This window comes from Polaribacter septentrionalilitoris (assembly GCF_009832745.1).
Classification (GTDB): domain Bacteria; phylum Bacteroidota; class Bacteroidia; order Flavobacteriales; family Flavobacteriaceae; genus Polaribacter; species Polaribacter septentrionalilitoris.
In genome coordinates this window covers 37,593-63,176 of sequence record NZ_VRMJ01000025.1, presented here as the reverse complement: position 1 = coordinate 63,176, position 25,584 = coordinate 37,593, and the positions used below count along the sequence as shown (strand labels likewise).

Annotated in this window: 21 protein-coding genes; 16 read left to right on the top strand and 5 right to left on the bottom strand. The window is 30.3% G+C overall.

What is annotated here, in order from left to right; genetic code table 11:
* The first annotated feature begins 9 nt into the window (after positions 1–9).
* The gene (gldF, locus tag FP421_RS04785; protein ID WP_159948140.1) at positions 10–726 is read left to right on the top strand and encodes a gliding motility-associated ABC transporter permease subunit GldF; all 717 of its coding nucleotides are present in this window, start codon (positions 10–12) and stop codon (positions 724–726) included.
* Positions 719–2,359, top strand: a complete 1,641-nt coding sequence (gene gldG / locus FP421_RS04780) for a gliding motility-associated ABC transporter substrate-binding protein GldG (protein WP_159948138.1) — start codon at positions 719–721, stop codon at positions 2,357–2,359. The genes gldF and gldG overlap by 8 nt, the downstream gene beginning before the upstream one ends.
* 23 nt (positions 2,360–2,382) lie before the next feature.
* Here the strand turns inward: gldG and FP421_RS04775 are convergent, their stop codons facing one another.
* Entirely contained in the window at positions 2,383–3,147 is a 765-nt protein-coding gene (locus tag FP421_RS04775; protein ID WP_159948136.1) for an NAD(P)-binding domain-containing protein, read from the bottom strand.
* A 3-nt stretch (positions 3,148–3,150) separates the two neighbouring features.
* The gene (locus FP421_RS04770; protein WP_159948134.1) at positions 3,151–3,816 is read right to left on the bottom strand and encodes an MIP/aquaporin family protein; all 666 of its coding nucleotides are present in this window, start codon (positions 3,814–3,816) and stop codon (positions 3,151–3,153) included.
* A 110-nt stretch (positions 3,817–3,926) separates the two neighbouring features.
* On the opposite strand from FP421_RS04770, the gene FP421_RS04765 reads away from it, so the two are divergent.
* The 3 genes from FP421_RS04765 (at position 3,927) to FP421_RS04755 (ending at position 5,774) form a co-directional block, all read left to right on the top strand.
* Entirely contained in the window at positions 3,927–4,775 is an 849-nt protein-coding gene (locus FP421_RS04765; RefSeq protein ID WP_159948132.1) for a DUF2911 domain-containing protein, read from the top strand.
* Between the two features lie 91 nt (positions 4,776–4,866).
* Complete coding sequence (locus FP421_RS04760) at positions 4,867–5,493, top strand: Crp/Fnr family transcriptional regulator (RefSeq protein ID WP_159948130.1); 627 nt, start codon at positions 4,867–4,869, stop codon at positions 5,491–5,493.
* A gap of 71 nt (positions 5,494–5,564) precedes the next feature.
* Positions 5,565–5,774 (top strand): YgaP family membrane protein, encoded by a 210-nt coding sequence (locus FP421_RS04755; RefSeq protein WP_159948554.1) that lies wholly within the window; start codon positions 5,565–5,567, stop codon positions 5,772–5,774.
* A gap of 56 nt (positions 5,775–5,830) precedes the next feature.
* Here FP421_RS04755 and FP421_RS04750 read toward each other — a convergent pair whose 3' ends face one another.
* The 3 genes from FP421_RS04750 to FP421_RS04740 form a co-directional block, all read right to left on the bottom strand.
* Positions 5,831–6,802 carry a Gfo/Idh/MocA family protein gene (locus FP421_RS04750; protein ID WP_159948128.1) on the bottom strand — a complete coding sequence of 324 codons (972 nt, stop codon included), beginning with the start codon at positions 6,800–6,802 and terminating at the stop codon, positions 5,831–5,833.
* 23 nt (positions 6,803–6,825) lie between these two features.
* Positions 6,826–8,526 carry a sodium:solute symporter gene (locus tag FP421_RS04745; RefSeq protein ID WP_159948126.1) on the bottom strand — a complete coding sequence of 567 codons (1,701 nt, stop codon included), beginning with the start codon at positions 8,524–8,526 and terminating at the stop codon, positions 6,826–6,828.
* A gap of 194 nt (positions 8,527–8,720) precedes the next feature.
* Complete coding sequence (locus tag FP421_RS04740) at positions 8,721–11,246, bottom strand: PIG-L family deacetylase (protein ID WP_159948124.1); 2,526 nt, start codon at positions 11,244–11,246, stop codon at positions 8,721–8,723.
* A 254-nt stretch (positions 11,247–11,500) separates the two neighbouring features.
* On the opposite strand from FP421_RS04740, the gene dnaN reads away from it, so the two are divergent.
* The 11 genes from dnaN (at position 11,501) to FP421_RS04685 (ending at position 25,580) form a co-directional block, all read left to right on the top strand.
* A complete protein-coding gene (dnaN, locus tag FP421_RS04735; RefSeq protein ID WP_159948122.1) occupies positions 11,501–12,619 on the top strand; it encodes a DNA polymerase III subunit beta in 1,119 nt (372 codons plus the stop codon).
* A 79-nt stretch (positions 12,620–12,698) separates the two neighbouring features.
* Positions 12,699–13,289 (top strand): acyl carrier protein phosphodiesterase, encoded by a 591-nt coding sequence (locus tag FP421_RS04730; RefSeq protein WP_159948120.1) that lies wholly within the window; start codon positions 12,699–12,701, stop codon positions 13,287–13,289.
* A gap of 9 nt (positions 13,290–13,298) precedes the next feature.
* The gene (locus tag FP421_RS04725; protein ID WP_159948118.1) at positions 13,299–13,715 is read left to right on the top strand and encodes a VOC family protein; all 417 of its coding nucleotides are present in this window, start codon (positions 13,299–13,301) and stop codon (positions 13,713–13,715) included.
* Positions 13,716–13,794: 79 nt separating this feature from the next.
* On the top strand, positions 13,795–17,046 hold the full coding sequence (locus tag FP421_RS04720) for a S41 family peptidase (protein WP_159948116.1): 3,252 nt from the start codon (positions 13,795–13,797) through the stop codon (positions 17,044–17,046).
* A gap of 51 nt (positions 17,047–17,097) precedes the next feature.
* The gene (locus tag FP421_RS04715; protein WP_159948114.1) at positions 17,098–17,973 is read left to right on the top strand and encodes an RluA family pseudouridine synthase; all 876 of its coding nucleotides are present in this window, start codon (positions 17,098–17,100) and stop codon (positions 17,971–17,973) included.
* A gap of 91 nt (positions 17,974–18,064) precedes the next feature.
* A complete protein-coding gene (locus FP421_RS04710; protein ID WP_159948112.1) occupies positions 18,065–18,640 on the top strand; it encodes a GNAT family N-acetyltransferase in 576 nt (191 codons plus the stop codon).
* Between the two features lie 145 nt (positions 18,641–18,785).
* A complete protein-coding gene (locus FP421_RS04705) occupies positions 18,786–20,063 on the top strand; it encodes a hypothetical protein (RefSeq protein ID WP_159948110.1) in 1,278 nt (425 codons plus the stop codon).
* Positions 20,063–21,145 carry an AI-2E family transporter gene (locus tag FP421_RS04700; RefSeq protein ID WP_159948108.1) on the top strand — a complete coding sequence of 361 codons (1,083 nt, stop codon included), beginning with the start codon at positions 20,063–20,065 and terminating at the stop codon, positions 21,143–21,145. Before FP421_RS04705 ends, FP421_RS04700 begins: the two co-directional genes overlap by 1 nt.
* Before the next feature lie 8 nt (positions 21,146–21,153).
* On the top strand, positions 21,154–22,341 hold the full coding sequence (locus FP421_RS04695; RefSeq protein WP_159948106.1) for a THUMP-like domain-containing protein: 1,188 nt from the start codon (positions 21,154–21,156) through the stop codon (positions 22,339–22,341).
* 148 nt (positions 22,342–22,489) lie between these two features.
* Positions 22,490–23,299: a formate dehydrogenase accessory sulfurtransferase FdhD gene (fdhD, locus tag FP421_RS04690; protein WP_159948104.1), complete on the top strand. Its 810-nt coding sequence runs from the start codon at positions 22,490–22,492 to the stop codon at positions 23,297–23,299.
* Positions 23,292–25,580, top strand: coding sequence for an FdhF/YdeP family oxidoreductase (locus FP421_RS04685; protein WP_159948103.1), 2,289 nt, complete (start codon positions 23,292–23,294; stop codon positions 25,578–25,580). Before fdhD ends, FP421_RS04685 begins: the two co-directional genes overlap by 8 nt.
* The last annotated feature ends 4 nt before the right edge of the window (positions 25,581–25,584 follow it).

Below are 25,584 nucleotides of genomic sequence, written 5' to 3'. Positions count from 1 at the left end.
GAAAGATAAATGTATCCAATCCTAAAAAAAGAATTCAACTCGTTTTTTGCAAGTCCAATTGCCTACTTGGTTATTGCGGTTTTCTTGATGATTAACGGACTATTTCTATGGGTTTTTAAAGATGATTTTAATATTTTAAATGCTGGTTTTACAGATTTGAATCCGTTTTTCTTTTTAGCACCTTGGCTATTTTTATTTTTAATTCCTGCCATCACTATGAAAAGTTTTGCTGATGAATATAACAGCGGAACTATAGAACTTTTAAAAACAAAACCTATTTCTGATTGGCAAATTGTTATGGGAAAGTTTTGGGCTTCTCTACTTTTAGTAATTGTAGCTTTAACCCCAACATTAAGTTATGTTTATACAGTTTACAGTTTAGGAAATCCAATAGGCAATCTTGATTTTGGAAGTACAATTGGTTCTTATATGGGCTTATTATTCTTAGCATCAACATATACTGCAATTGGTTTATTTACCTCTACTTTATCAAAAAATCAGATTGTTGCTTTTATTTTAAGTGTGTTTATTACTTTCTTTTTGTTTTATGGATTTGATGCGATTTCCAATTCATCAGGTAATGATTTAAGCATTCAAAAAATCGGAATCAATGAACATTTCAAGAGCATTTCTAGAGGCGTTATTGATACGAGAGACATCATTTATTTTGTAAGCGCAACTGTACTTTTTTTATTCATCACTAAAATGCGTTTAGAGAATGAATAAACAAATTAAGAATATTGTTTTTTTAATCATTGGTTTGATTGTGATTCATTTTATCAGCGAATCATTTTACAAACGTTTTGATTTAACCGCAGATCAACGCTACACACTTTCTGAAACAACTAAAGATATTGTTGACAACATTAACAATACGCTTTTTATAACAGTGTATTTAGAAGGTGATTTTCCATCAGAATTTAAAAGACTACAGTTAGAAACGCGTCAATATTTAGAAGAATTGGCCGCAGAAAATTCAAATATCAACATCAATTTTGAAGTTCCTGATAATCAACGTGAAGATTTGATAAAACGCGGAATGATGCCAAGTCAGCTTACAGTTGAAGAAGAAGGAAAGCTTTCTGAAGCCATTATTTTTCCTTGGGCAGAAATAACTTATGGTAAAAAATCTACTATTGTTTCTTTATTACCCAATGCAATTGTCGCTTCTCAAGAGGAGCAGTTGCAAAAAGCTATTGAAAATTTAGAATATAGTTTTTCTAACGCTATAAACTCCATCACTCAAAAGAAACAAAAAAGTGTTGCTATAATTACTGGAAATGGTGAACTACAAGACATTTATCAGTATAGTTTTTTAAGTGAAGTTGCCAAAAAATACAGATTGGCAAAGTTTACATTAGATTCTGTTGCTTCAAATCCGAAGCAAACTTTACAAGATTTAACAGGATTAGATTTGGCAATTATTGCAAAACCTACTCAAAAATTTACGGAAGTTGAGAAATTTACACTAGATCAATTTATTACCAATGGAGGAAAAACATTGTGGATGATTGACAACGTTCAAGCAGATCAAGACAGTTTGTTTACAGGCGGAAAAATGCTGGCTTATCCCAGAGATTTAAACCTCACAGATTTATTATTTACTTATGGAGTTCGCATCAATACTACTTTAATTAAAGATTTGTATTCTGCTCAAATTCCGTTAGCAACAGGTAAAGTAGGTAATCAAACACAGTTTCAAAATTTAGATTGGTTTTTTCATCCTTTGGTTGGCGGAAACCCAAATCACCCAATCACAAAAAATGTTTCACCTGTGCGTTTGCAGTTTGCTAATCAACTAGACACACTAAAAAACAACATCAAAAAAACACCGCTTTTAGTAAGTTCTTTATTAACACAAAAAGTAGGAACACCAACTTTTATAGAGTTACAATCTATCGCAGAAGAAGTTATTGAGACTGATTACAAAAGTGGAAATCAACTCTTTGCTGTTTTACTTGAAGGTGATTTCAACTCGGCATATAAAAACCGTATAAAACCTTTTGAATCTTCACTTTTTAAAGCACAAGCAAACAATAACAAAATGGTGATTATTGCTGATGGTGATGTTGGGAAAAATCAAATTCTTAAAGGAAAACCTTATGATTTATCTAGAGACAAATGGACGAATCAATCTTTTGGAAACAAAGATTTTTTACTGAATACTGTTGATTATTTATTAGATGATTCTGGACTGATTAATCTTAGAAACAAAACACTTCAAATTAGAATGCTAGACAAACAAAAAGCATTTCAAGAACGTCGATTTTGGCAATTCTTAAACTTAGTTTTACCCCTAATTTTATTGATTGGTTTTGGTTTTCTTTTTAATTATTTAAGAAAACGAAAGTATCGTTAGTTTTTAGAAATGTAATAATATTTCTATATCCTCAACAAATCATTATGAGTAAAAACATATCCTAAAAAGCTTTGAACTTTCTCTGAAGAAATAATTTTCCATTGATATACTTCTTCGTTTTTAAAAATAGGGGCTTCAAAACCTTTGCTTTCTCGAGCATTTATGTAGAAATCCCTTCTTGTTGGGTGATGGTTAGCACAGGCATTAAACGTTTGATTCCAACAATTCTGATTGATAATTTCGTGAATAATTTCGATACAATCTTCTTGATGAATCATGTTTACAAAACCATTGGGTTGCGGAATAGGTTTTCCGTTTTTAAACCAATTTGCAGGATGCCTTTCTCCGCCAAATAAACCTGCAAAACGAATGATTGTTGTTTCAAAAAAAGTATTTTCTTTAAATAAATTTTCTATAGCTACTAAAGGATGATTTGGTACAACTTCATCTTCTTCTGTCATCACTTTATTAATTCTAGGATACACAGAAGTTGAACTAATAAATATCACTTTTTGAATGGATGACTCTTGAATTTGAGCTATCAAGCTCTCAAAACCATCAACATCTTTAGAAGTAATTGCAATGACTAAAATATCAGATTCTAAAAACAAATCATATTCTTCAAAATCAGAAATATCAACCAAATATGGCTCAATAGCTAACGATTCTAAAACTGAAATTTTATCTTCAGTAGTTGTAGATCCTTTTACAGAAAAACCGTCTTCTAAAAATGATAGCGCTAGAGGCTTTCCTAACCATCCACAACCTAAAATACTAACCTTATTCATTTCTTAGCAATTAATAGTATCACAACAATTATCGTCTTTTACCAACTTGCAAGAAACTACTGCCAATAGTGCTCCCAGAATTGGTGCAAGTATGTACAACCATAACCCTTGAATATTTCCAGAAACTATATTCGGAGCCAAAGAACGTGCAGGATTCATAGAAGCATTTGTAATTGGGCCTGCAAACATAGCTTCCAATAATACAACTGCTCCAACTGCAATTCCTGCTATAATTCCAATTTCTTTACTTCCTGTAGAGACATTAATGATAACCACCATCAGAAAAAATGTCAATAATAATTCTAGAACAAATGCACGTCCAACATCAACAGATGGAATTGTTGAACCCAAAAACTCACTTGTTGGAAATAAAAACAACAAAATAAAACTTGCTGTAAACGCACCTAAAACTTGTGCTATAATGTACTTAGGAACTTCTTTCCAAGCAAACTTTTTAGCATAAGCGAAAGCAATAGTTACAGCAGGATTAAAATGCGCTCCAGAGGTTTCTCCAAAAGCATAAATCATCGCCATTACAATCAAACCCCAAGTTATTGCAATTCCAACATGAGTAACATCACCACTAGTGATTTCATTAACTGTCATGGCACCTGTTCCACAAAAAATCATTGAAAATGTGCCTATAAATTCAGATATATATTTCTTCATAATCCTTTTAAAAACGAGACAAAGATACATCTCCTTATTTTAAGTTTTTGTTAACGTTTACTGTTTTTTGAAGTTGTAATTTTGATTGATTAAATTTAAAAATATTAAAAATGAAAAAAATTATACTATCATTATTTGTCGCTACTTTAGCTTTTTCGACAAATGCACAAATTAAAACTCCAGCTCCAAGTCCTTTTCAGAAAATTGAACAAAAAGTTGGTTTAACAGATGTTACTTTAGAATATTCTAGACCAAGTATGAAAGGAAGAAAAATATTTGGAGGATTAGAAGACTATGGAAAAGTTTGGAGAACAGGTGCCAATGAAAATACAAAATTGACTTTTTCTACAGATTTTATGGTTAATGGTAAAACCTTAAAAAAAGGAACGTATGCATTATACACAATTCCAGGAGAAAAAACTTGGGATGTAATGCTATACACTGATGCAACAAACTGGGGAAATCCAAGAAAATGGGACGAGTCTAAAGTTGCTGCAAAAGTAACTGTTACTCCTTATAAAATGCCAATGCCAATTGAAACGTTTACCATCACTTTTGATGATTTAACAAATAACTCTGCAGTTATCGGAATTATGTGGGAAAATGTTTATGTGCCTTTTAAATTTGAAACCCCTACAGATGCAATGGTATCGTCTAGTATTAATAAAATAATGAACGGACCAACTGCTAACGATATGTATGGTGCTGCAGTTTATTATTTACAAGCAGGTAAAGACATTAATAAAGCACAAGAATGGATTGATAAAGCCGTAGAAATGACTTCTGATAAACCTCGTTTTTGGTTTTTACGTCAACAATCTTTAATCCATGCAAAAGCAGGAAATAAAAAAGGAGCTATTAAAGCTGCAAAAGCATCTTTAAAATACGCTACTGAAGCAGGAAATGCAGGTTATGTAAAAATGAACAAAGCTTCTTTAAAAGAATGGGGTGCAATGTAATTTGATCCTTAATTTAATAAAATTATAAAAATCTCAAGCATTAACTTGAGATTTTTTTATTTTTAATTATTCTTTTTTTAACTCATTACCTGTGAATAGTAAAACTAACTTTTTATCATTTTTAACGCCTGATTTAGCAACTGAAATCCTTGAAAAATCTTCTTTAGAACTCATTCCTAAAGGAACTGAGATTTTAAGAACTGAACAATACGTTAAAGTACTACCTATAGTTATTGATGGTTTGATAAAAGTATATTCTAGATTTAATGAAAAAGAATTACTTCTTTATTATATAGCTCCAAAAGAAAGTTGTATTATGACATTTTATGCGGCTTTAAAAAATACTCCAAGTAAGGTTTTTGCCATTACAGAAGAAGAATCTAAAGTATTATTATTACCAGTAAGATATTTATCTACATGGTTAAAAAAATATCCAGATTTTAATATTTTATTTTACAGTCAATTTAATTTAAGATATTCAGAATTATTAGATACCATTGGTCAATTACTTATTGATAAAATGGACAAACGCCTTTATTTTCATCTAAAGAAAAAACTAGATATCACTCAAAGTTCTTCGATAAAAATGAGCCATAGTGAACTTGCTAATGAATTAGGAACAGCAAGAGAAGTAATTTCTAGAACCTTAAAAAAACTAGAAATTGAAAATAAAATAACTCAAACCTCGGGTAGTATTAGAATTATTAATAGTTGGTGACCCAAGTCACTGCACAGTATATTTTAATCGTATAATTTTGCATTACAATAATAATTTTTAAATTTTTTATGATGAAAAAAAACATGGGTAATACAGATAGAATAGTTAGAGTTTTAATAGCTATTATAGTAGCTACACTCTACTTTACTGAAATAATATCAGGAACTTTAGGCATAGTACTATTAATACTTTCAGGAGTTTTTGTTTTGACAAGTTTAGTAAGTTTCTGTCCAATTTATGCTCCTTTTGGAATTAAAACTTGTGCTTTAAAAAAGAAATAAAATAATAAGGCGATTTTTAGAATTTTAAAAATCGCCTTATTATTTTTGATATCGTTTTAATATTTCAGGTCTATTTTCTCCCTAACTTCATCTAATAATTGGATTAATTTCCTAGAAAAATCGAAAGTCATAATATCACTTTCTTTTTTATCTTCTCTTATTAATTGATTAAAATGTTCTGTCTCAAAATTATAGCCAATTGTTTTGTATCCAAAATCGATAACATCTTCTTTACCTTCTTTAATCAAAGTTATGGTAGATGGTTGATGAAACATTGTATTGATAGTTATAACTGCATCTTCAAAAGTAAAAATAGCCTCAGTTTTAGTATCTTCTAATAAGGTAGATTTTAAATAGGCTTTTGCATCTTGATAATTAAAAACCATGTTACACTGAGAATCTGCACCAGTTTCAAAAAAAGTAGCATTTGCTTCAATTGATTTTGGTGTTCCTAATGTAGATAAGGCTGCAAAAATAGGATAGATACCAATATCTAATAAAGAACCACCTCCTACTTCTTTTTTTAACAATCTTCCTTCTAGATTATATTCAGGTTTAAAACCAAAATCTGCTTTTAGCTCTTTTAGCTTTCCAAACTTTTTACTTCTAAAAACATCTAAAACATATTGATAATGAGGTAAAAAATAGGTCCATAATGCTTCCATCAATAACACATTATGTTCTTTGGCAACAGCAATCATTTCTTCTACTTCTTGCATATTCATTGCAAATGGTTTTTCGCACAACACAGCTTTTTTATGTTGCATACACAAGATAGAATGTGCTGCATGAAATGAATGTGGTGTTGCAATATACACAGCATCAACTAGCGGATCTTTTGCTAATTCTTCATAAGAACTATAGGCTTCTGTTGCAGAATATTTACCTGCAAATTCATCAGCATTTCCTTGACTTCTAGAGGCTACAGCATACAACTCAGCATTTTCTACACTAACTAAATCTGTGGCAAACTTATGGGCTATTTTTCCTAATCCTATGATTCCCCATTTTATGGTTTTCTTCATCATAATTTTATTATTATTAATAATATCTAACTTTCTAATTTTTCCTTAGTTGGAATAAATGTTTGCAAAATTATTGCTATTCCCATTACCAAAATGCATCCTAATAAATTCAACCATAAATAAGGTAACAAATCTAATAAGAAGACTCCAATGATAATAATTTGTGTGATTAATGCTGCAATAAAAACCGCATTACCTTTTACATATTTGATAAAGAAAGCCAATAAGAAAATTCCCAAAACATTTCCATAAAAAATGGATCCTATAATGTTAACTAACTGAATTAAATTATCAAACAGGTTAGCTATACATGCTACAGAAATGGCAAGTAAACCCCAAAGCAAAGTAAACCACTTTGATGCTTTTACATAATGCTCTTCATTATTTACTTTTACATTTCGTTTGTATAAATCAATCGCTGTTGTGCTTGCTAGTGCATTTAATTCTGATGCTGTAGAAGACATTGCTGCCGATAAAATTACCGCTAACAACAAGCCAATTAAACCTCTTGGTAAATTGTTTAAAATAAAATGAATGAAGACATAATCTTTATCATTCGATTCTATTTTTTCTAATAGATTCTCCTCATCAATTTTATCAATAATCGCTTTTGACTTGTCTTTTAATACCAAGTCTTTTGCGTTTAAGTCTTGAATTTCTTGTTTCTCATCAACTTGAAAACCATCTAAAAAAAGTGTTTTTTTTCTATTTTCAATAATAGTATGTTCTTGCTCTAACTCTTTATATTCTTCAGCATATTTAGTCTTACTAATTTCTTGATTTGCTGTAGGGTTAAAATTTAAAGGTGATGGATTAAATTGATAAAACACAAAAACCATCACACCTATTAAAAGAATAAAAAATTGCATAGGCACTTTTAACAAACCATTAAAAATCAAACCCAACTGACTTTCACGAACTGATTTCCCAGACAAATAACGCTGCACTTGACTCTGATCTGTCCCAAAATAAGACAACATTAAGAATGTTCCTCCCAAAATACCTGTCCAAACTGTATACCTATTACTTAAATCAAAAGAGAAGTCTAAAACCTGCATTTTATTGCTTGCTCCAGCAATTTCTAAAGCATTTTTAAAAGTTATATTTTCAGGAAGCTTACTCATGATCATAAAAAAGGCAATTAACATGCCTATAAAAATGATAATCATTTGCTGTTTTTGCGTAACATTTACGGCTTTTGTTCCTCCAGAAACAGTATAAATAATCACTAAAAATCCAATAATAATGTTTAAAGTCATTAAATCCCAACCCAATACAGCAGACAGAATAATTGCAGGCGCAAAAATGGTAATTCCTGCTGCTAACCCTCTTTGAATGAGAAATAAAATTGCAGCTAAACTCCTTGTTTTTAAATCGAATCTTCCTTCTAAAAACTCATAAGCAGTATAGACTTTTAACTTGTGATAAATGGGAATAAAAACAACGCAGATAATCACCATAGCAATAGGCAATCCAAAGTAAAATTGCACAAATCCCATACCACTATGAAAGGCTTGACCTGGTGTAGATAAAAAAGTAATTGCACTGGCTTGAGTTGCCATAACAGACAAACCAATTGTCCACCATTTAGTATCATTTCCTCCTTTTATATAATCGGTTACATTTGCGTTTTTACGCGTAACATAAGTTCCGTATGCCACAATAAAAATTAGAGTCACTGACAGAATAATCCAATCAACTGCGTGTAATTTACTTTCTATTTCCATGAATTAAACTGTAAAGTAATTTGTGATAAAATAGAAAGCAATTAAATAAATAACATTTGCTATCAACACCAAAGTGTATTCTTTTGTCCAGGTATATTTTTGTTGATTCATATATTTTTATTTGTTACTGGTTTTTTGTGGTTTGATTGCAGTTGAAAACCAATTAAACCTCTCTACATTATTAGTATAGAAAGCTATTTCTTAATTTCTTGTTTTACCTCAATTTGTTCTTTGCCAACAGATAAGAGATTTGCAAACAATTTGTAAGCTCCAGAGACTCCTGCTGGCAGTTCTCTAAAGAAACTTAATCCAGTATAAATATAATTTCCTTTGCCATATTTTGCAATCAGCAAACTACCATTTTTAGCAGTTTCGCCTTTATCATTCATTGATAAAATTGGTGTGTATTCTTTACTCCATTTATCAGGAAAATACAAACCACGTTCTTGCACCCAACCATTAAAATCGTTTTGAGTAATTTTATTTGGAAAGTTCAATACTGAGTGATTTTCTTCTAAAATCCTAACCTCAGCAAACTCATCAGTAACTCTATCTCTAGACAGTTGTAACTCATAAGGTGCACCAACATCTACTCTTCTATTCGTGTTATATTGTACAATTAAGTTACCTCCGTTTTCAACATAACTTAATAAAAACTTTTGCTTAAACTTCAGCTCTTTTACCACATTGTATGCTCTAATACCCACAACTATTGCATCGAATTTCTGAAGGTTTTCTGCATTAATTTCTAATGGATTTACATCAACTACTGTATAACCAATTTGACGTAAGTTTTCTGGAACTACATCTCCAGCACCTTTAATATATCCAATATAATTTCCTGCTTTTTTGATATTTAAACGAACCACTTTTGCTTCTGAGTTTAACAAAACTGATTGTTTAGGTATATGATTGTAATTGATTTCTACTAATTCTTTTTGATAGTTTTTTCCATCAATTGTTGCAATTACTTTTAATTTCCCTTCAGATTGATTTTTAGGCGGAGTTACAAGAAAATCAACGGTTTGTTTATCATTCTTTTGTTCTATACCAAAAAGTTGTTTCTCTGGAGTTACCGTCCAATTTTCAGGGACTTCTAGTTTTACTTCTCCGTTTACAAAATTTGCTCCTGCTCTAACTTCTACTGAAACTTTTTTAGAAATACTGTCAGAAAAAATAAGTACTTTATTTTTTATTTTTGTAGTAACTTTAGGTAACACCTCAAAAGGCTCATAAATTTCACCTTTATCACGTTCTGCATATCTTCTAACAATATTCTTTGTAATAGTTATAGGTAAGTAATTGATAATTAAGTTAAAATCAATTTTAGTTTCTTTTGGCGTTTCAGGTTTGCCAATCAACTGTTGCTTATCAACAGTATACATACCTAATTCCCACTTATTTTTCAACCAATAAGGTGCAGAAAATGTTGTTGTTGACAAAGAAAAAACTTCTTTAAAAGTTTGTTTTTTATTCTGAGCTAAAGTAATTCCTTTAAAAATTTCTTTTTTATCAATGTGTGATTTTAGCGAAGTCAATTGAATGTTTACATCACTTCTATTCAACAATTCAAAATTAACATCTATTTTAGTATTTGGCACCCCTGATGAACTTAGCGCTGATGCTTCTAAATATAAGCCCGCACAAGCTTGAATAATATCTTTAATTTGAGCCTCCTTAATTGTTCTCCAATGATTATCTTCTAAATCTTTTATCAATCCATAAGCTTCCATCAATTTTGGTATATGTTTAGACGGATTTACAAAATCGAAGTTCTGCTCAATTTCATATAAAATATCTCCTATTTCTCCACCTCCTTTTACACGATTCCAAGTGGTGTTAATACCTGCAAATAAATCTTTCTTGTCTTTGGGTTTATCTCCTTTTAAAAATTCTACATACTCATTCTGACTTCCTCTAGTAGTTAACCTTCCAAAACCTTGACATAAATGTTGACTACTAGCTATAGAAGCCAATTCGTTATTAGACAATCCTTTTAAAGGATAATACACCCCAATATCAAAAGACATAAAACCAGGATTTCCTTTGGTTGCTTTTTCAAACTTTTCTTTACTTCCATAAAACCACCAAGAAGTATTATAAAACAGACGTTTGGATTGCCAAGAACTAGTGTATTTTAATTGATCTTTAAACTTAGAATTATCTCCTGCCAAATCAAAAGCTTCTACACTTAACATTGCTGAAGTAGTATGGTGTCCATGCGTTGTTCCTGGAGTTCTATGATTAAATCTGTTGATGATTACATCTGGTTTAAAAGTTCTAATTGCCCAAACTACATCACTTAAAACCTTTTCTTTGTTCCAAATTTCTAAAGTTTCATCTGGATGTTTCGAATATCCAAAATCATTTGCTCTTGTAAACAATTGTTCTCCTCCATCAACTCTTCTTGCGGCCAATAATTCTTGTGTTCTGATGACACCTAATAACTCACGAATTTCAGGACCAATTAAATTCTGACCTCCATCACCTCTTGTTAACGATAAGTAACCTGTTCTAGCCTTTACATTGTTGGCTAAATACGCAATTAGACGTGTGTTTTCATCATCAGGATGCGCTGCAATGTATAAGGCAGTTCCTAAAAAGTTTAGTTTTTGAATTTTCTCGTAAATCTGATTTGTAGTAAGTTTTTTTGGTTTTTGTCCGAAAATTGAAACAGAAATTAATAATGACAATAAAGTGAATCGTAAATATTTTTTCATTCTTTGAATAAAATTCAATGTCAAATTCAGCGAAAATTAAAACCTCTTAACTGCGCTTAAGTAGACATTTATGGTTGTTTTTCTTAAAAATAAATCAAACAAATGTAACTTTTTATCATCCAAAACATAGCTAATTAACATAATTATAACGTTTTTAAATTCATCAACAAAATGCTCATAACCTGTTGATAAATTAATTTTTAAAATCACTTATTAAAGTTATATTTGTAAGAATAATTAAGAAAATAAAATCAATGAAATTTATTGTATCGAGTTCGCAATTGTTAAAGCAGTTACAAGTTTTAGGCGGCGTTATAAATAGCAACAATACCTTACCTATTTTAGATAACTTTTTGTTTGAATTGTCTGAGAATCAATTAAAAGTTTCTGCATCAGATTTAGAAACCACAATGAGTTCTGTAGTTAATGTAGAAAGTAATAGTTCTGGTTCTATTGCTGTTTCTGCACGTTTACTGTTAGATACTTTAAAAACTTTTCCAGACCAACCTTTAACATTTAAAACAGAAGGAGACAATACTATTGAGATTAGTTCTGATCAAGGAAAGTATGATATGGCCTATTTTGGTGGTGATGAATTCCCAAAAGCGGTTTCATTAGCTTCACCAAGTAAAACTGTAGTACCTGCCCACATTTTAGGAACTGCGATTTCTAAAACTATTTTTGCTGCTGGAAACGATGATTTACGCCCAGTAATGAGCGGAGTTTTCTTTCAGTTTAGTTCACAAAGTTTAACGTTTGTTGCTACTGATGCTCATAAATTGGTAAAATATTCTAGAACAGATGTTACTGCAGATCAAACTGCAGAATTTATCATGCCAAAGAAACCTTTAAACTTGTTAAAAGGAATTTTAGGTGGTTCTGATAGCGAAGTAACCATTGAATATAATGATGCAAATGCAAAATTTACGTTTGATAATGTGGTTTTGGTTTGTCGTTTAATTGATGGAAAATATCCAAATTACGAAGCTGTTATACCTAAAGAGAATCCAAATAAATTAACCGTTGATAGAGCTTCTTTCTTAAATTCTGTAAGACGTGTTTCTATTTTCTCTAGTAAAACAACGCATCAAATCAGATTAAAAATGGCTGGGACAGAACTAAACATTTCTGCTGAAGATTTAGATTTTGCCAACAAAGCTGATGAACGTTTGAGTTGTGATTATCAAGGTGATGATATGCAAATTGGTTTTAACTCTCGCTTTTTAAGTGAAATGTTAAACAACTTAAATTCTAGTGAAGTATTGATTGAAATGTCTTTACCTAACAGAGCAGGAATTTTAACACCTATTGATGGCACTGATGAAGGTGAAAAAGTAACCATGTTGGTAATGCCTGTAATGTTGAATAATTAAAAAACAACTACTTTTTAAAGGAGTAAATATTAGTAAAAGCCACAACTTATAGTTGTGGTTTTTTGTTTACATTTAGCAAATGAATTTTTTAGCTCACCTCTACTTATCTAAAAACAACACCAATATTCTAATTGGTAATTTTATAGCAGACCATGTTAGAGGAAATCATTTCAAACATTTTAATGCAGAAATACAAAAAGGAATTCTATTACACAGAGAAATTGATACGTTTACAGATGCACACCAAATTGTAAGGAAAAGCAAACGTAGATTGCACAAGCGTTACAGACATTATGATGGAGTAATTATTGATATTTTTTACGATCATTTTTTAGCAAAAAATTGGACAAACTACTCTGCTATTCCATTAGATATCTATACACAAGAAATTTATAGCCTATTCACTAAAAAAGCTACTGAATTGCCTATAAAATCTCAACAATTCATCACATACATGGTAGAGTATGATATTTTATATAACTATCAATTTGAAGATGGAATTGAAAGAGTTTTAAAAGGAATGAATAACAGAACCAAAGGAAAATCTCAAATGGATTTAGCGATTGAAGATTTAAAAGAATTAAGTCTAGAATTAGAAAACGATTTTACCTTATTTTTTGAAGATTTACAAGAATTTACAAATCAGAAATTAAAAGAAATTACAAGATAACAACTAACAATGATACAACCCTTCCACTTAGCAATTCCTGTACAAAACTTAGAAAAATGCAGAACGTTTTATAGAGATATTTTAAACTGCGAAGAAGGTCGCTCAACAGAAGATTGGGTCGATTTTAACTTTTTTGGGCATCAATTGGTAATTCATGTAAAAGAAGATTATAAACCTCAAAGAATTTCAAACGAAGTAGATGGCCATAATGTACCTGTACCACATTTTGGTGTCGTTTTAACTTGGAAAGATTGGCACACTTTAGCAGATAGATTAAAAGAAGTCAACACAAAATTTGAAATTGAACCTTGCATTCGTTTTAAAGGCAAAGTAGGCGAACAAGCCACTATGTTTTTTATGGATCCAGAAAATAATGCGCTAGAGTTTAAAGCTTTTAAAGATATTGGGCAGTTGTTTGCTAAATAACCTTAATTTCTTTAACATATCTTTTAGCTTTTTTGATGTAGTTTTATTTAATTTTAGATGTTAATCAAATCGAACTCTCATGAAAAAACTATTTACGCTACTTTTAGTTGCATTTACCTTTGTAACTTTTTCTCAAAACACTCGTTTATTAAGGCAACCAACTCTCTCTAAAACAGATGTGGTTTTTGTGTATGCAGCAGATTTATGGAAAGTGCCTTTAAATGGTGGAAATGCCATGCGTTTAACTAGTGATGATGGTGTTGAATCAAATCCGCAATTTTCTAAAGATGGAAAATGGATTGCATTTACTGCACAGTATGATGGAAATACAGATGTTTTTGTAGTTTCTATTAATGGTGGAGAACCTAAAAGGTTAACATATCATCCTTCTTCGGATGTTGTTCAAGGTTGGACACCAGATGGAAAAATTTTGTTTAGATCTAATAGAGCATCTAGACCAACACAAACCAATAAATTTTACACAGTTTCCACCAAAGGTGGATTACCAGAAGCTTTTGATATTCCTAGAGCTGCTTTTGGTGAAATATCATCAGATAACAAATACATTGCTTATACACCCATTACAAGTTGGGATGCAGAATGGAGAAATTACAGAGGTGGACAAGCAATGCCAATTTGGATTGTGAATTTAAAAACAAAGAATTTGATAAAAACTCCTCAGTTAGATGGAGAAAGACATACAAATCCTGTTTGGTATAAGGGTAACGTGTATTATATTTCAGAAAGAGATTATACTGCCAATATTTGGTCTTACAACTTAAAAACAAAGCAAGAATCTCAAATAACATTTCATAAAAAATTCGATGTAAAAAATTTAGATGCTAATGAAAACGGAATTGTTTACGAACAAGGTGGTTTTCTGCACAAATTAAATCCTGAAACAAAAGAAACAAAGCAAATTATTATCAATGTAAAAGGAGATTTAAATTACTCTAGAACAAGATGGATGAATGTTTCTGGTAGAAATTTAATCAATCCAAATGTATCTCCCAAAGGAAACAGAGCCATATTTGAATACAGAGGAGAAATTTTTACAGTGCCTAAAGAAAACGGAACTTGGAGAAATTTAACCAACTCTTCTGGTGTTGCAGATCGTTCACCAATTTGGTCTCCTAAAGGCGATAAAGTAGCGTGGTTTTCAGATAAAAGTGGAGAATATCAATTGGTTTTAGCAGACCAAAATGGTACAAATCAAGAGCTTATTAAATTACCAAACCCTACTTTTTACTTTCAACCAGATTGGTCTCCAGATGGAAAATACATTGCATATACAGATACCAATTTTGTAATTTGGATTATCAATTTAGAAAACAAAAAGATTACAAAAGTAGATGCAGATGGTTTTGCACATCCTAACAGAACTATGAATCCTAAATGGTCTCCAGATAGTGATTGGATTGCTTACGCAAAACAAAATGACAATAGTTTTAAATCTATTTACACGTATCAAATTAGTACTAAAAAAATAATACAAATTACAGATCCAATTGCAGATGCAATTTCTCCTGTTTGGGACGCAAGTGGAAAATTTATTTACACCTTAGCAAGTACAGATTATGGTTTACAAACAGGTTGGTTAGACATGAGTTCTTATGACCCAAGTGTTTCTAGAACATTATATACAGTTGTTTTAAGTGCAGAAGACAAAGCACCAATTTTACCAAAAACAGATGAAGCATCTGTAGAGAAAAAGAAAAAAGAAGACGAAAAAAAAAGTAAAAAGAAAGACGAAAAATCATCACCAAAAAACAAAACAGTTATTGACGAAAAAGGTATTTTTAATAGAGCTGTGGCTTTAAAACTACCTGCTAGAAATTATGTTGCCTTACTAAAAGGTCCAAAAAACAAAGTTTTTATTGCTGAAGCAGTTCCGAATTCTTCTGGTTTAACTGTGCATAGTTACGATGTTACAAAAGAAAAAGCTACTGTTTTTGCAACAGGTGTTTCTGCAATGGTAGCCTCTAATGATAGAAATTCAATATTACTATCTAAAAGAGGTAGCTGGAGTTTAAACAGCAGTAAAGCTGCAAAAGCTGGTAAAAAATCTTTAAAAACCAGCATGAAAATTAAGGTAAACCCTAAAGCTGAAGCACATCAGATTTTTAAAGAAGGTTGGAGGTATATGAGAGATTTCTTATATGTGGACAATGTACATGGTGCTCCTTGGGATGATATTTATGAATGGTATTCTCCTTGGATAGATGATGTTAGACATAGAAGCGATTTGAATTATGTGGTTGATATTATGAGTGGAGAGGTTGCTATTGGTCACTCTTATGTATCTGGAGGAGATTATCCTAATTTAGACAGAGTACCTGTTGGCTTGTTAGGTGCAGATTTTGAAGTTAAAAAAGGCAGATATCAATTTAAAAAAATATACAGAGGAGAACGTTGGAATCCTAATATTACTGTTCCACTAGGTTTACCAGGTATTAATGTAAAAGAAGGCGATTATTTAATAGCAATTAATGGTGTAAATTTAACTTCAGAAATAAACATTTACCAACTTTTAGAGCAAACTGCTGGTAGAGAAATTTATATTAAACTAAATGATAAACCGTCAGAAAAAGACGCCAGAACAGTTTTAATTACACCAACTTTTAGTGAAAGAAGTTTACGCTCTATAGATTGGGTAGAAAGTAATAGAAGAAAAGTTGACAAACTTTCTAACGGAAAATTAGCATATGTATATGTTCCAAATACTAGTGGTCCAGGTTTTACATCTTTCAATCGTTATTATTTCTCTCAACAAGATAAAAAAGGAGTTGTTATAGATGAAAGGAATAATGGTGGTGGTTCTGCAGCAGATTATATGATAGACATTATGTCTAGAGAAGTTGTTGGTTATTTTAATAGTAAAAGCGAAAGTAGAAAACCTTGGACAACACCTATGGCTGGAATTTGGGGACCAAAAGTGATGATTATTAACGAAAGAGCTGGTTCTGGTGGAGATTTATTACCTTATATGTTTAAAGAAAAAAACCTAGGACCTTTAGTGGGAACAAAAACCTGGGGTGGTTTGGTTGGTACTTGGGACACTCCTCCATTTATTGATGGTGGTAGAATGGTAGCTCCAAGAGGTGGCTTTTATGATGTTGATGGTAACTGGGCTGTAGAAGGTGAAGGTGTTGCTCCAGATATTGAAGTGCATCAAACGCCTAAAGAAGTTTTAGATGGTAAAGACCCTCAATTAGAAAAGGCAGTAGCAGAAGCTTTACGATTGTTAAAAGGCAATGAGTTTGAAATGAAACCAGAACCTAAAGCACCTATTCGCTCTAAAAGACCAAAAGGTTATAAAAAAGATAATTAATTAAATTAATTCCTGCTTTTAGCAGGAATTAGTTTTTACACTTATTTTCTATTGAAAATTATAGAAACTCACATCGCAAAAAAGCAAGAAAAACCGATTCGTTTTCAAGAATATGGAGTGGGTATTTTTAATACAGTTTCAACAAAATCTGCCATAAAAAAAGCCATCAAAAAAGAGCTTATTTTTATTGATGGTATTTTGGCAACAACGTCGAAATATATTTCTGGTGGAGAAAAAATTGAACTATATAAATCAGAAAAAATTGCTACTTTTAAAAGATTAAAATTAGATGTAGAGGTTTTATATGAAGATGATTTTTTGGCAATTATTTACAAACCTGCAGGAATTTTAGTTAGTGGAAACAAATTTGTAACCATTACAAACGCTCTACCACGAAATTTACAAAAAAGCACTCAAAAAGTTGCTGTTAAGCCACAACCTATTCATAGATTAGATTATCCCACAAGTGGGTTGTTATTAGTAGGAAAAACAAGTTCTGCAATTCAGAAATTAAGCTTACTATTTAAGAAAAAGAAAATCCAAAAAACATATTACGCAATTACAATTGGTAACATGTGTTCTGCAGGTGTTATTCATTTTAAGGTAGATCATAAAAATGCTTCCACAGAATTTAAGGTTTTACAATCTGTAAAATCAGAACGTTTTGAAAATTTGAATTTGGTAGAATTACAACCAAAAACAGGTAGAAAACATCAATTAAGAAAACATTTATCAAGTATTGGTCATCAAATATTAGGTGATAAAATTTACGGAAAATCAGATTTGATTTTAAAAGGAAAAGGACTGTATTTACACGCTGCAAAATTAGAATTTGAACATCCTATTACCAATAAAAAAATTTGTATTTGTAAAAATTTACCAAAAAAATTTAGTAAGATTTTTATTAATTATTCAGATATCTGTTAAATTAAACGTTTTGTAACTTTCCGTTAATCAAGAAAACAAAATCATTTTAAGCAATTTATTTTATGTAGTTTTATTGAAAATAATTAGATGTTTGCTACAAAGATTAGTCCTAAAAATTAGAGTTAAAGGAACTAAATTCAGAATTGATATGATTAAAGTAAGAGAAGCCAACAGTTTAGATGCAAATACAATTGCATTATTAGGTAGGGTTACGTTTAATGAATCTCATAGTCAGTATATTAAAAACAAAAAAGACGTATTAGATTTTTGCAACTCAAGTTTCAATGTTCATAAAATTAAAAAAGAGTTAGAAGATAAAGATTTAATTTTTTGGATTATTTTTTATGACGAACTTCCTGTAGGTTTCGCTAAAGTTATTTTAAATAACGCTAATGAATTCATCAAAAATAAAAAAGCTTGTAAACTAGATAAAATCTATATTCTTAATGATTTCTTAGGGATGAAGTTAGGCAACAAACTACATGAAACTATCATAAAAAAAATGAAAACTTTAGAATTTGATGTCATTTGGTTGGTAACCTATATTTTAAATTATAAAGCCATACAATTTTACGAATCACATCAATATAAAAAAGTGGGGTTTGTGGATTTTACTGTTGCAGAAATTGGCTACAAAAATCATGTTTTTGTAAGAAAATTACACTAGAATTACCTTCATAAAACGAATCCTAACTAATAAAGTAACTCCAAAAAATAGGATTTCTAGAATATTTGAGATTACATTACCAAAAAATAGATAATCTCTCCTAAAAAAAAAGAATTAATTTAGCATCTTAATTTTAAGTTCAAAAATGAAGAAGCTTTTTAAATTTATCGGAATTCTATTACTACTATTAATTGTTGCTGGAGGAATTTATTATTTTGTAAACAATGAACCGTTACCTGAGGGAAAACAAGGCAAAGAAGCTGATGCTTTAGCAATAAAAGTGTTTAATGCAATAAATCATCAAGCATTTGAAAATACAGAAATATTAGAATGGAGTTTTAGAGGACAAAACTTTTATAAATGGCGAAAACAAGAAGGTATTGTAGAAGTTTCTTGGAATGAAAATAAAGTAATTTTAAACACCAATACAACTTATAAATCTGAAGCATATATCAACAATAAAAAAGTCGATAATCCAGAATTAATTCAAGTAGCTACAAATTATTTCAACAACGATTCTTTTTGGTTGGTTGCACCTTATAAAATATTTGATAAAGGCACTGAAAGACGTATTGTAAAACACGAAGGTAAAGATGCATTACTAATTACATATACCTCTGGTGGCTCAACTCCAGGAGATTCTTACCTATGGATTTTAGACGAAAACTACTTCCCTACTTCTTATAAAATGTGGACAAAAATTATCCCTATTGGTGGTGCTTCTGCTACTTGGTCTGATTGGAAAATCACTGAAGCAGGCATAAAACTGCCAACAAAACACAAGTTATCATTATTTGGTTTAGAAATTTCAATGGGTAATGTAAAAGCCTATAACCAAAATGCAAACGAGTTAGCCAACAAAATTTTAAAAGCAATCAATCATAAAGCATACAAGAATACAAGATATATAGAATGGAGTTTTGGAGGAAGGAGACATTTTAAGTGGGACAAACAAAAACATATTGTTGATGTTTCTTGGGATACCATTCGTGTAAATTTACACCCAGCAGATACTCAAAAAAGTACTGTCTATTTTAACGAAAAACTACAGGAAAAAACACCGAATAAAATTGTAAAAAGAGCATGGAACATTTTTAATAATGATTCTTTTTGGTTAGTGGCACCACATAAATTATATGATGATGGTGTAATCAGAAACATAGAAATGATTGATGATAAAGAAGCCTTAAGAGTTACCTACACTTCTGGAGGCACTACACCTGGAGATGCTTATGTTTGGATTTTAGATTCTACATATGTACCAAAAAGTTATAAAATGTATTTAAAAAACGGACGAATGAATGGAACTCCTGCAACTTGGGAAGAATGGATAACTACAGAAAGCGGAACTTTATTACCAAAAAACCATACTTTTAAAAATGGAAGAAATTTAAGTATGGGAGAAGTAAAAGGCTATAATTAATGAACTCAAAAATAATAGCAAACGGAATTTTAAGAGCTATAGGGATTTTAGTTGGTATTTTCCTTCTAGGCTACTTTTTATATACCATACAATCAGTAATTATTTACATTATTATTGCAGCAATTTTGTCTTTAATTGCAAGACCAGTCGTCTTTTTTTTAAGAAAAAAATTAAAGTTCCCAAACACTTTAGCTGTTGTATTTTCAATGATGTTAATGTTAGGTTTGTTTACAGGACTAATTCTAATGTTTATTCCACTAGTTGCAGAGCAAGGTAAAAGTTTATCTTTATTAGAAGTAGATAAATTAGAACAAAATGTAGAGCATATTGTAGCACAAATTACAGCTTATTTTTCATCTAAAGGAATAGATGTGTTTGGTGAAATTAAAAACTTTGATTTTTTATCTCAATTTCAAGAAATACCTAACTTTTTAAACTATATTTTAGGCACTTTAGGCTCTTTGAGTGTTGGTTTGTTTTCAATACTATTCATCTCTTTCTTTTTTATGAAAGACAGTCATTTGCTAAAAAATGGGGTTATGACAATTATTCCTAACGGAACAGAAACTAGGTTCTCAAAATCATTAGAAACCATTAACGATTTATTATCAAGGTATTTTATAGGATTAATTTTTCAAATTTCAATTCTGTTTGTGCTCTACACTATCATACTTTTAATTTTCGGAATTAATAACGCAGTAGTTATCGCTTTTTTATGCGCGCTACTCAACTTAATTCCTTATGTTGGTCCAATGATTGGTGCAGTAATTATGTTTATTTTATCAATGACAAGTAATATTGGACAAGATTTTCAAACAGAAATTTTACCCACAACAATTTATGTAATGATAGGATATTTGATTGCACAATTAATTGATAATTTTGGAAGTCAGCCAATAATTTTTTCAAAAACTACAAAATCTCATCCTTTAGAAATTTTCTTAATTATTATCATTGGTGGATTATTATTTGGTGTGATAGGAATGATAACTGCAGTACCACTTTATACTGCTTTAAAAGTGATTTTAAAAGAGTTTTTATCTGATAACAAAATTGTAAAATCCATTACAAAAGATATTTAGTAAAAATTTTGAATCCTAAAATTTTACATCCAGAAGTACAAAATTTCATCAATAATCATTTAAAATCAGAAATTACAAAACTGATTTTAAAAGGAAGTCCTTTTGATGCTATTCCAATTCAAGAGTTAGCGAATCAGATTATAGCAAAACAAAAATCTGAACGCAAACTACCTACTTGGTTTTCTACTAAAAACATTTTCTATCCACCAAAGATAAGCATTGAACAAACCTCATCAGAAATCACAGCAAAATATAAGTCAAGTATTGTATCTGGAAACTCGATTATAGATATTACAGGCGGGTTTGGTATTGATTGTTATTACTTTTCTAAGCTATTTACAACAGTAACACATTGCGAAATTAACGAAGACTTATCAACAATTGTAAAGCACAATTATAAACAACTAGAGATAAAAAATATTCAAACATTTTCGGGTAATGGTTTCAACTATTTAAAAGAAACTACAAGAACTTTTGATTGTATTTACATAGACCCATCAAGAAGAAATGATACAAAAGGAAAAGTATTTTTACTAAAAGATTGTTTGCCAGAAATACCACCAAAGATTGATTTTTATTTTTCAAAAACCAAAACAATACTGATTAAAGTTTCTCCCATTTTAGATATTTCTAGTACAATTAGAGAATTAAAAAATGTGAAAGAAATTCATATTGTAGCTGTAAATAATGAAGTAAAAGAATTGTTGTTTTTATTAGAAAAAGACTATCAAAAACAGATACATATTAAAACAATTAATTTTGGAAAACATAAAGTTCAAAAGTTTAACTTTAGATATCAAGAAGATGTAAATTCTGAATATTCAGAACCACTACAATATCTTTACGAACCTAATGCAGCCATCTTAAAATCTGGTGCATTTCATCAAATTTCTTATCAATTAAAAATCTATAAATTACATCAACATTCACATTTATATACTTCAGATCAATTAATTGATTTTCCAGGTAGAGTATTTAAAATTGAAAACATTTCAATTTACAATAAAAAGAAAATAAATAGGCTATTGCCAAATAAACAAGCAAACATTACCGTCAGAAACTTTCCTAAAACAGTAGCTCAAATTAGAAAAGAAACCAAAATTAAAGATGGGGGCACTAACTACATATTCCTTACAACTCTAAAAAACAATGACCTATCAGTTATTTTGTGTAAAAAAACAATTAATAATTTCTAAGAAAATATTATCTTTGTTATAGATCTATGTGTTTTATGATTAGGGGTATAAAACACCTAGAGTTAAGCCTTGAAATTCGTTTCAAGGCTTTTTCTTTCTAACCACATCTTTTTTCATTAAGTTTGTATAGAAGCAGAATCTTCAATTTATGCAAACATCAACTTATCAAGCATTAAAAGTAAATCAGAAGAGTCAAACCTTTCTCAATGATAATTTGGTTGTAGAATCACCTCTTCAAATCAATATAAATAATGAGGCGTATACTGTGGTAATGAGAACTCCAAATGATGATATTGAACTTATTAGAGGTCTCCTTTTTGCTGAAGATATTTACAAAAAAAAAGAAAATCTAATTTTTCAAATTGTAAAAGAAGAACATAAAATCCCAACAATTATCAATGTAAATATTTCTGAAAAAGATTTAGGAAAAGGATATTTAAATAAGAGAACTTTATTATCTGTATCCTCTTGCGGAATTTGCGGAAAAAAAGAACTCAAAGACATTAAAGTTGATGGAGAAAAACTAAAAAAATCAGATACTTTTTTAAGTAATGATTTGCATATAATGTTCTCGAAAATGGAAGTTTTTCAAAAAACTTTTTTTGCTTCAGGAGGTAGTCATGCAGCAGGAGTGTTTAACAAAAAAAATGAAATTTTATCGATAAAAGAAGATATTGGTAGACATAACGCAGTAGACAAGGCTATTGGTGATTTACTCATTAAAAAGCAACTTAATCATGCTCATTTTTTACTAGTGAGTGGTAGAGTTTCTTACGAAATTGTCTCTAAAGCATTTTTAGCTAAAATACCAATAATTGTAGCTGTTTCAGCTTGTTCTTCTTTAGCTGTAGACTTTGCAAAAGAATTTGGCATTTGTTTAATTGGATTTACAAGAGCGCAAAAGATGACTATTTATGCGAATCCTTCTTATCTAAAAAAAAGTTTGAGTTATGTCTAAAAATACAAATGCGCAGCCTCCAAATAAACTAACAGGAATAAAACTTAAAGAAGCTCCAAAAACTTCTGCTGGAATAAAAGCAATTCGTTCTGCTTTAACTCATATTAAAGACGAAGTGGGTGTTGGTAAAGGGATTCAATTATTAGCGAATTTAAATCAAAAAAACGGATTTGATTGCCCAGGTTGTGCGTGGCCAGATCCAGATGACAAAAGAGCTTTTCTAGCTGAATATTGTGAAAACGGTGCAAAAGCTGTTGCAGAAGAAGCAACAAAAAACAAAGTTACTCCTTTGTTTTTCGCTACGCATTCTGTAAAAGAATTATCTGAATTGTCTGATTATGAAATTGGTAAAAGTGGACGAATTACTCATCCTATGTATTTAGCTGAAGACGCTACTCATTATCAAGAAATTTCCTGGAACGATGCTTTTCAAATGATTGGTAATGAGTTAAATGGATTAAACTCTCCTGATGAAGCTATTTTTTACACTTCTGGTAGAACAAGCAATGAAGCCGCTTTTTTATATCAATTATTTGTAAGACAATTTGGAACAAACAATTTACCAGATTGTTCAAACATGTGCCATGAATCAAGTGGAGTTGCACTTTCAGAAACACTTGGAATTGGAAAAGGTTCTGTTACTTTAGAAGATTTTAATCATGCTGATTTGGTTATTGTTATTGGGCAAAATCCTGGTACAAATCATCCAAGAATGTTGAGCGCTTTAGAAAAAAACAAAAAAAAGGGAGGAAAAATTATTACTATAAATCCATTGCCAGAAGTAGGGTTAATGAACTTTAAAGATCCTCAAAATCCTTTACAATGGATAAATGGTGAAGATTTAACTGATTTGTTTTTACAAGTAAAAATTAATGGTGATGTAGCTCTATTGAAAATCATCCTAAAATTGATGAAAGAACAAGAAGAAGCATCTCCAAATGCTGTTTTTAATCATCAATTTATCAAAGAAAAAACTTCAGGTTTAGAGAATCTATTAAAAGATTTAGATAATTATACAATAGATGAATTACTACCTCAAACTGGTTTAGAACTATCAGAAATACAAAAAGCAACAGCACTCATCATCAATAATGAAAATATAATATTTTGTTGGGCAATGGGTTTAACGCAACACAAAAACGCTGTAGACAACATTCGTGAAGTTGTAAATATTTTATTATTAAAAGGTAGTATCGGAAAAAAAGGCGCAGGAACTTGTCCTGTTCGTGGACATTCTAATGTTCAAGGTGATAGAACAATGGGAATTTGGGAAAGACCAAAAGCTTCTTTTTTAGATAATTTAGAAAATGAATTTCATTTTAAAGCCCCAAGAAAACACGGTTATGATGTTGTAGATGCTATAGAAGCAATGCATCTAAAAAAGGCAAAAGTTTTTTTTGGAATGGGGGGTAATTTTATTTCTGCAACCCCAGATACTGAGTTTACTGCAGAAGCTTTAAGAAATTGCTATTTAACGGTACAAGTTTCTACAAAACTAAATAGAAGTCATTTAGTAACAGGAAAAAAAGCATTGATTTTACCTTGTTTAGGAAGAACAGAAAAAGATATCCAAGTATCTGGAGAACAGTTTGTTTCTGTAGAAAATTCTATGGGAGTTGTGCATCAATCTAAAGGAACTTTAAAACCTTGCTCAGAGCATTTATTAAGTGAACCTGCTATTGTTGCTGGTGTTGCCAATGCTACTATGAATAATTCAACTACTAATTGGACAGAATTAATTGCAAATTACGATTTGATTCGTGATAAAATTGAGGCTACAATTCCTGATTTTGAAGATTATAACAAGCGTGTAAGAATTAAAGGTGGTTTCTATTTACCTAACAATGCCAGAGAAAATGATTTTACACCTACAAAAACAGGAAAAGCTAATTTTAGTATCAATACACCTTCTAAAATTAAACTGAAAAAGAGTCAATTTATGATGATGACCATCAGAACTCACGATCAGTACAATACCACAATCTACGGTTTAGATGATAGATACCGAGGAATTTTAAACGAACGAAGAGTTGTATTGATGAACAAAGAAGACATGAATTCTTTAAATTTAGAAAAATTAGATTTAGTCGACTTAACAAGTCATTTTAATAATGAAAAAAGAGAGGCTAAAGGTTTTTTGGTAGTGCCTTATGATATACCTAAACATTGTACAGCAACCTATTTCCCTGAAGCAAACGTATTAGTACCTATTAAAAATAAAGCTGATATTAGCAATACACCCGCATCAAAAACAGTAATTATTACCATTAAAAAAAGATAATTTA

Bases quoted from the DNA above. Each gene is read 5' to 3' on its own strand.
- FP421_RS04740 (WP_159948124.1), bottom strand. From the start codon at position 11,246: ATGAAAAAATATTTACGATTCACTTTATTGTCATTATTAATTTCTGTT.
- FP421_RS04775 (WP_159948136.1), bottom strand. From the start codon at position 3,147: ATGAATAAGGTTAGTATTTTAGGTTGTGGATGGTTAGGAAAGCCTCTA.
- FP421_RS04720 (WP_159948116.1), top strand. From the start codon at position 13,795: ATGAAAAAACTATTTACGCTACTTTTAGTTGCATTTACCTTTGTAACT.
- fdhD (WP_159948104.1), top strand. From the start codon at position 22,490: ATGCAAACATCAACTTATCAAGCATTAAAAGTAAATCAGAAGAGTCAA.
- FP421_RS04770 (WP_159948134.1), bottom strand. From the start codon at position 3,816: ATGAAGAAATATATATCTGAATTTATAGGCACATTTTCAATGATTTTT.
- FP421_RS04765 (WP_159948132.1), top strand. From the start codon at position 3,927: ATGAAAAAAATTATACTATCATTATTTGTCGCTACTTTAGCTTTTTCG.
- gldG (WP_159948138.1), top strand. From the start codon at position 719: ATGAATAAACAAATTAAGAATATTGTTTTTTTAATCATTGGTTTGATT.
- dnaN (WP_159948122.1), top strand. From the start codon at position 11,501: ATGAAATTTATTGTATCGAGTTCGCAATTGTTAAAGCAGTTACAAGTT.
- FP421_RS04700 (WP_159948108.1), top strand. From the start codon at position 20,063: ATGAACTCAAAAATAATAGCAAACGGAATTTTAAGAGCTATAGGGATT.
- FP421_RS04755 (WP_159948554.1), top strand. From the start codon at position 5,565: ATGAAAAAAAACATGGGTAATACAGATAGAATAGTTAGAGTTTTAATA.
- FP421_RS04730 (WP_159948120.1), top strand. From the start codon at position 12,699: ATGAATTTTTTAGCTCACCTCTACTTATCTAAAAACAACACCAATATT.
- FP421_RS04685 (WP_159948103.1), top strand. From the start codon at position 23,292: ATGTCTAAAAATACAAATGCGCAGCCTCCAAATAAACTAACAGGAATA.
- FP421_RS04705 (WP_159948110.1), top strand. From the start codon at position 18,786: ATGAAGAAGCTTTTTAAATTTATCGGAATTCTATTACTACTATTAATT.
- FP421_RS04745 (WP_159948126.1), bottom strand. From the start codon at position 8,526: ATGGAAATAGAAAGTAAATTACACGCAGTTGATTGGATTATTCTGTCA.
- FP421_RS04750 (WP_159948128.1), bottom strand. From the start codon at position 6,802: ATGATGAAGAAAACCATAAAATGGGGAATCATAGGATTAGGAAAAATA.
- FP421_RS04725 (WP_159948118.1), top strand. From the start codon at position 13,299: ATGATACAACCCTTCCACTTAGCAATTCCTGTACAAAACTTAGAAAAA.
- gldF (WP_159948140.1), top strand. From the start codon at position 10: ATGTATCCAATCCTAAAAAAAGAATTCAACTCGTTTTTTGCAAGTCCA.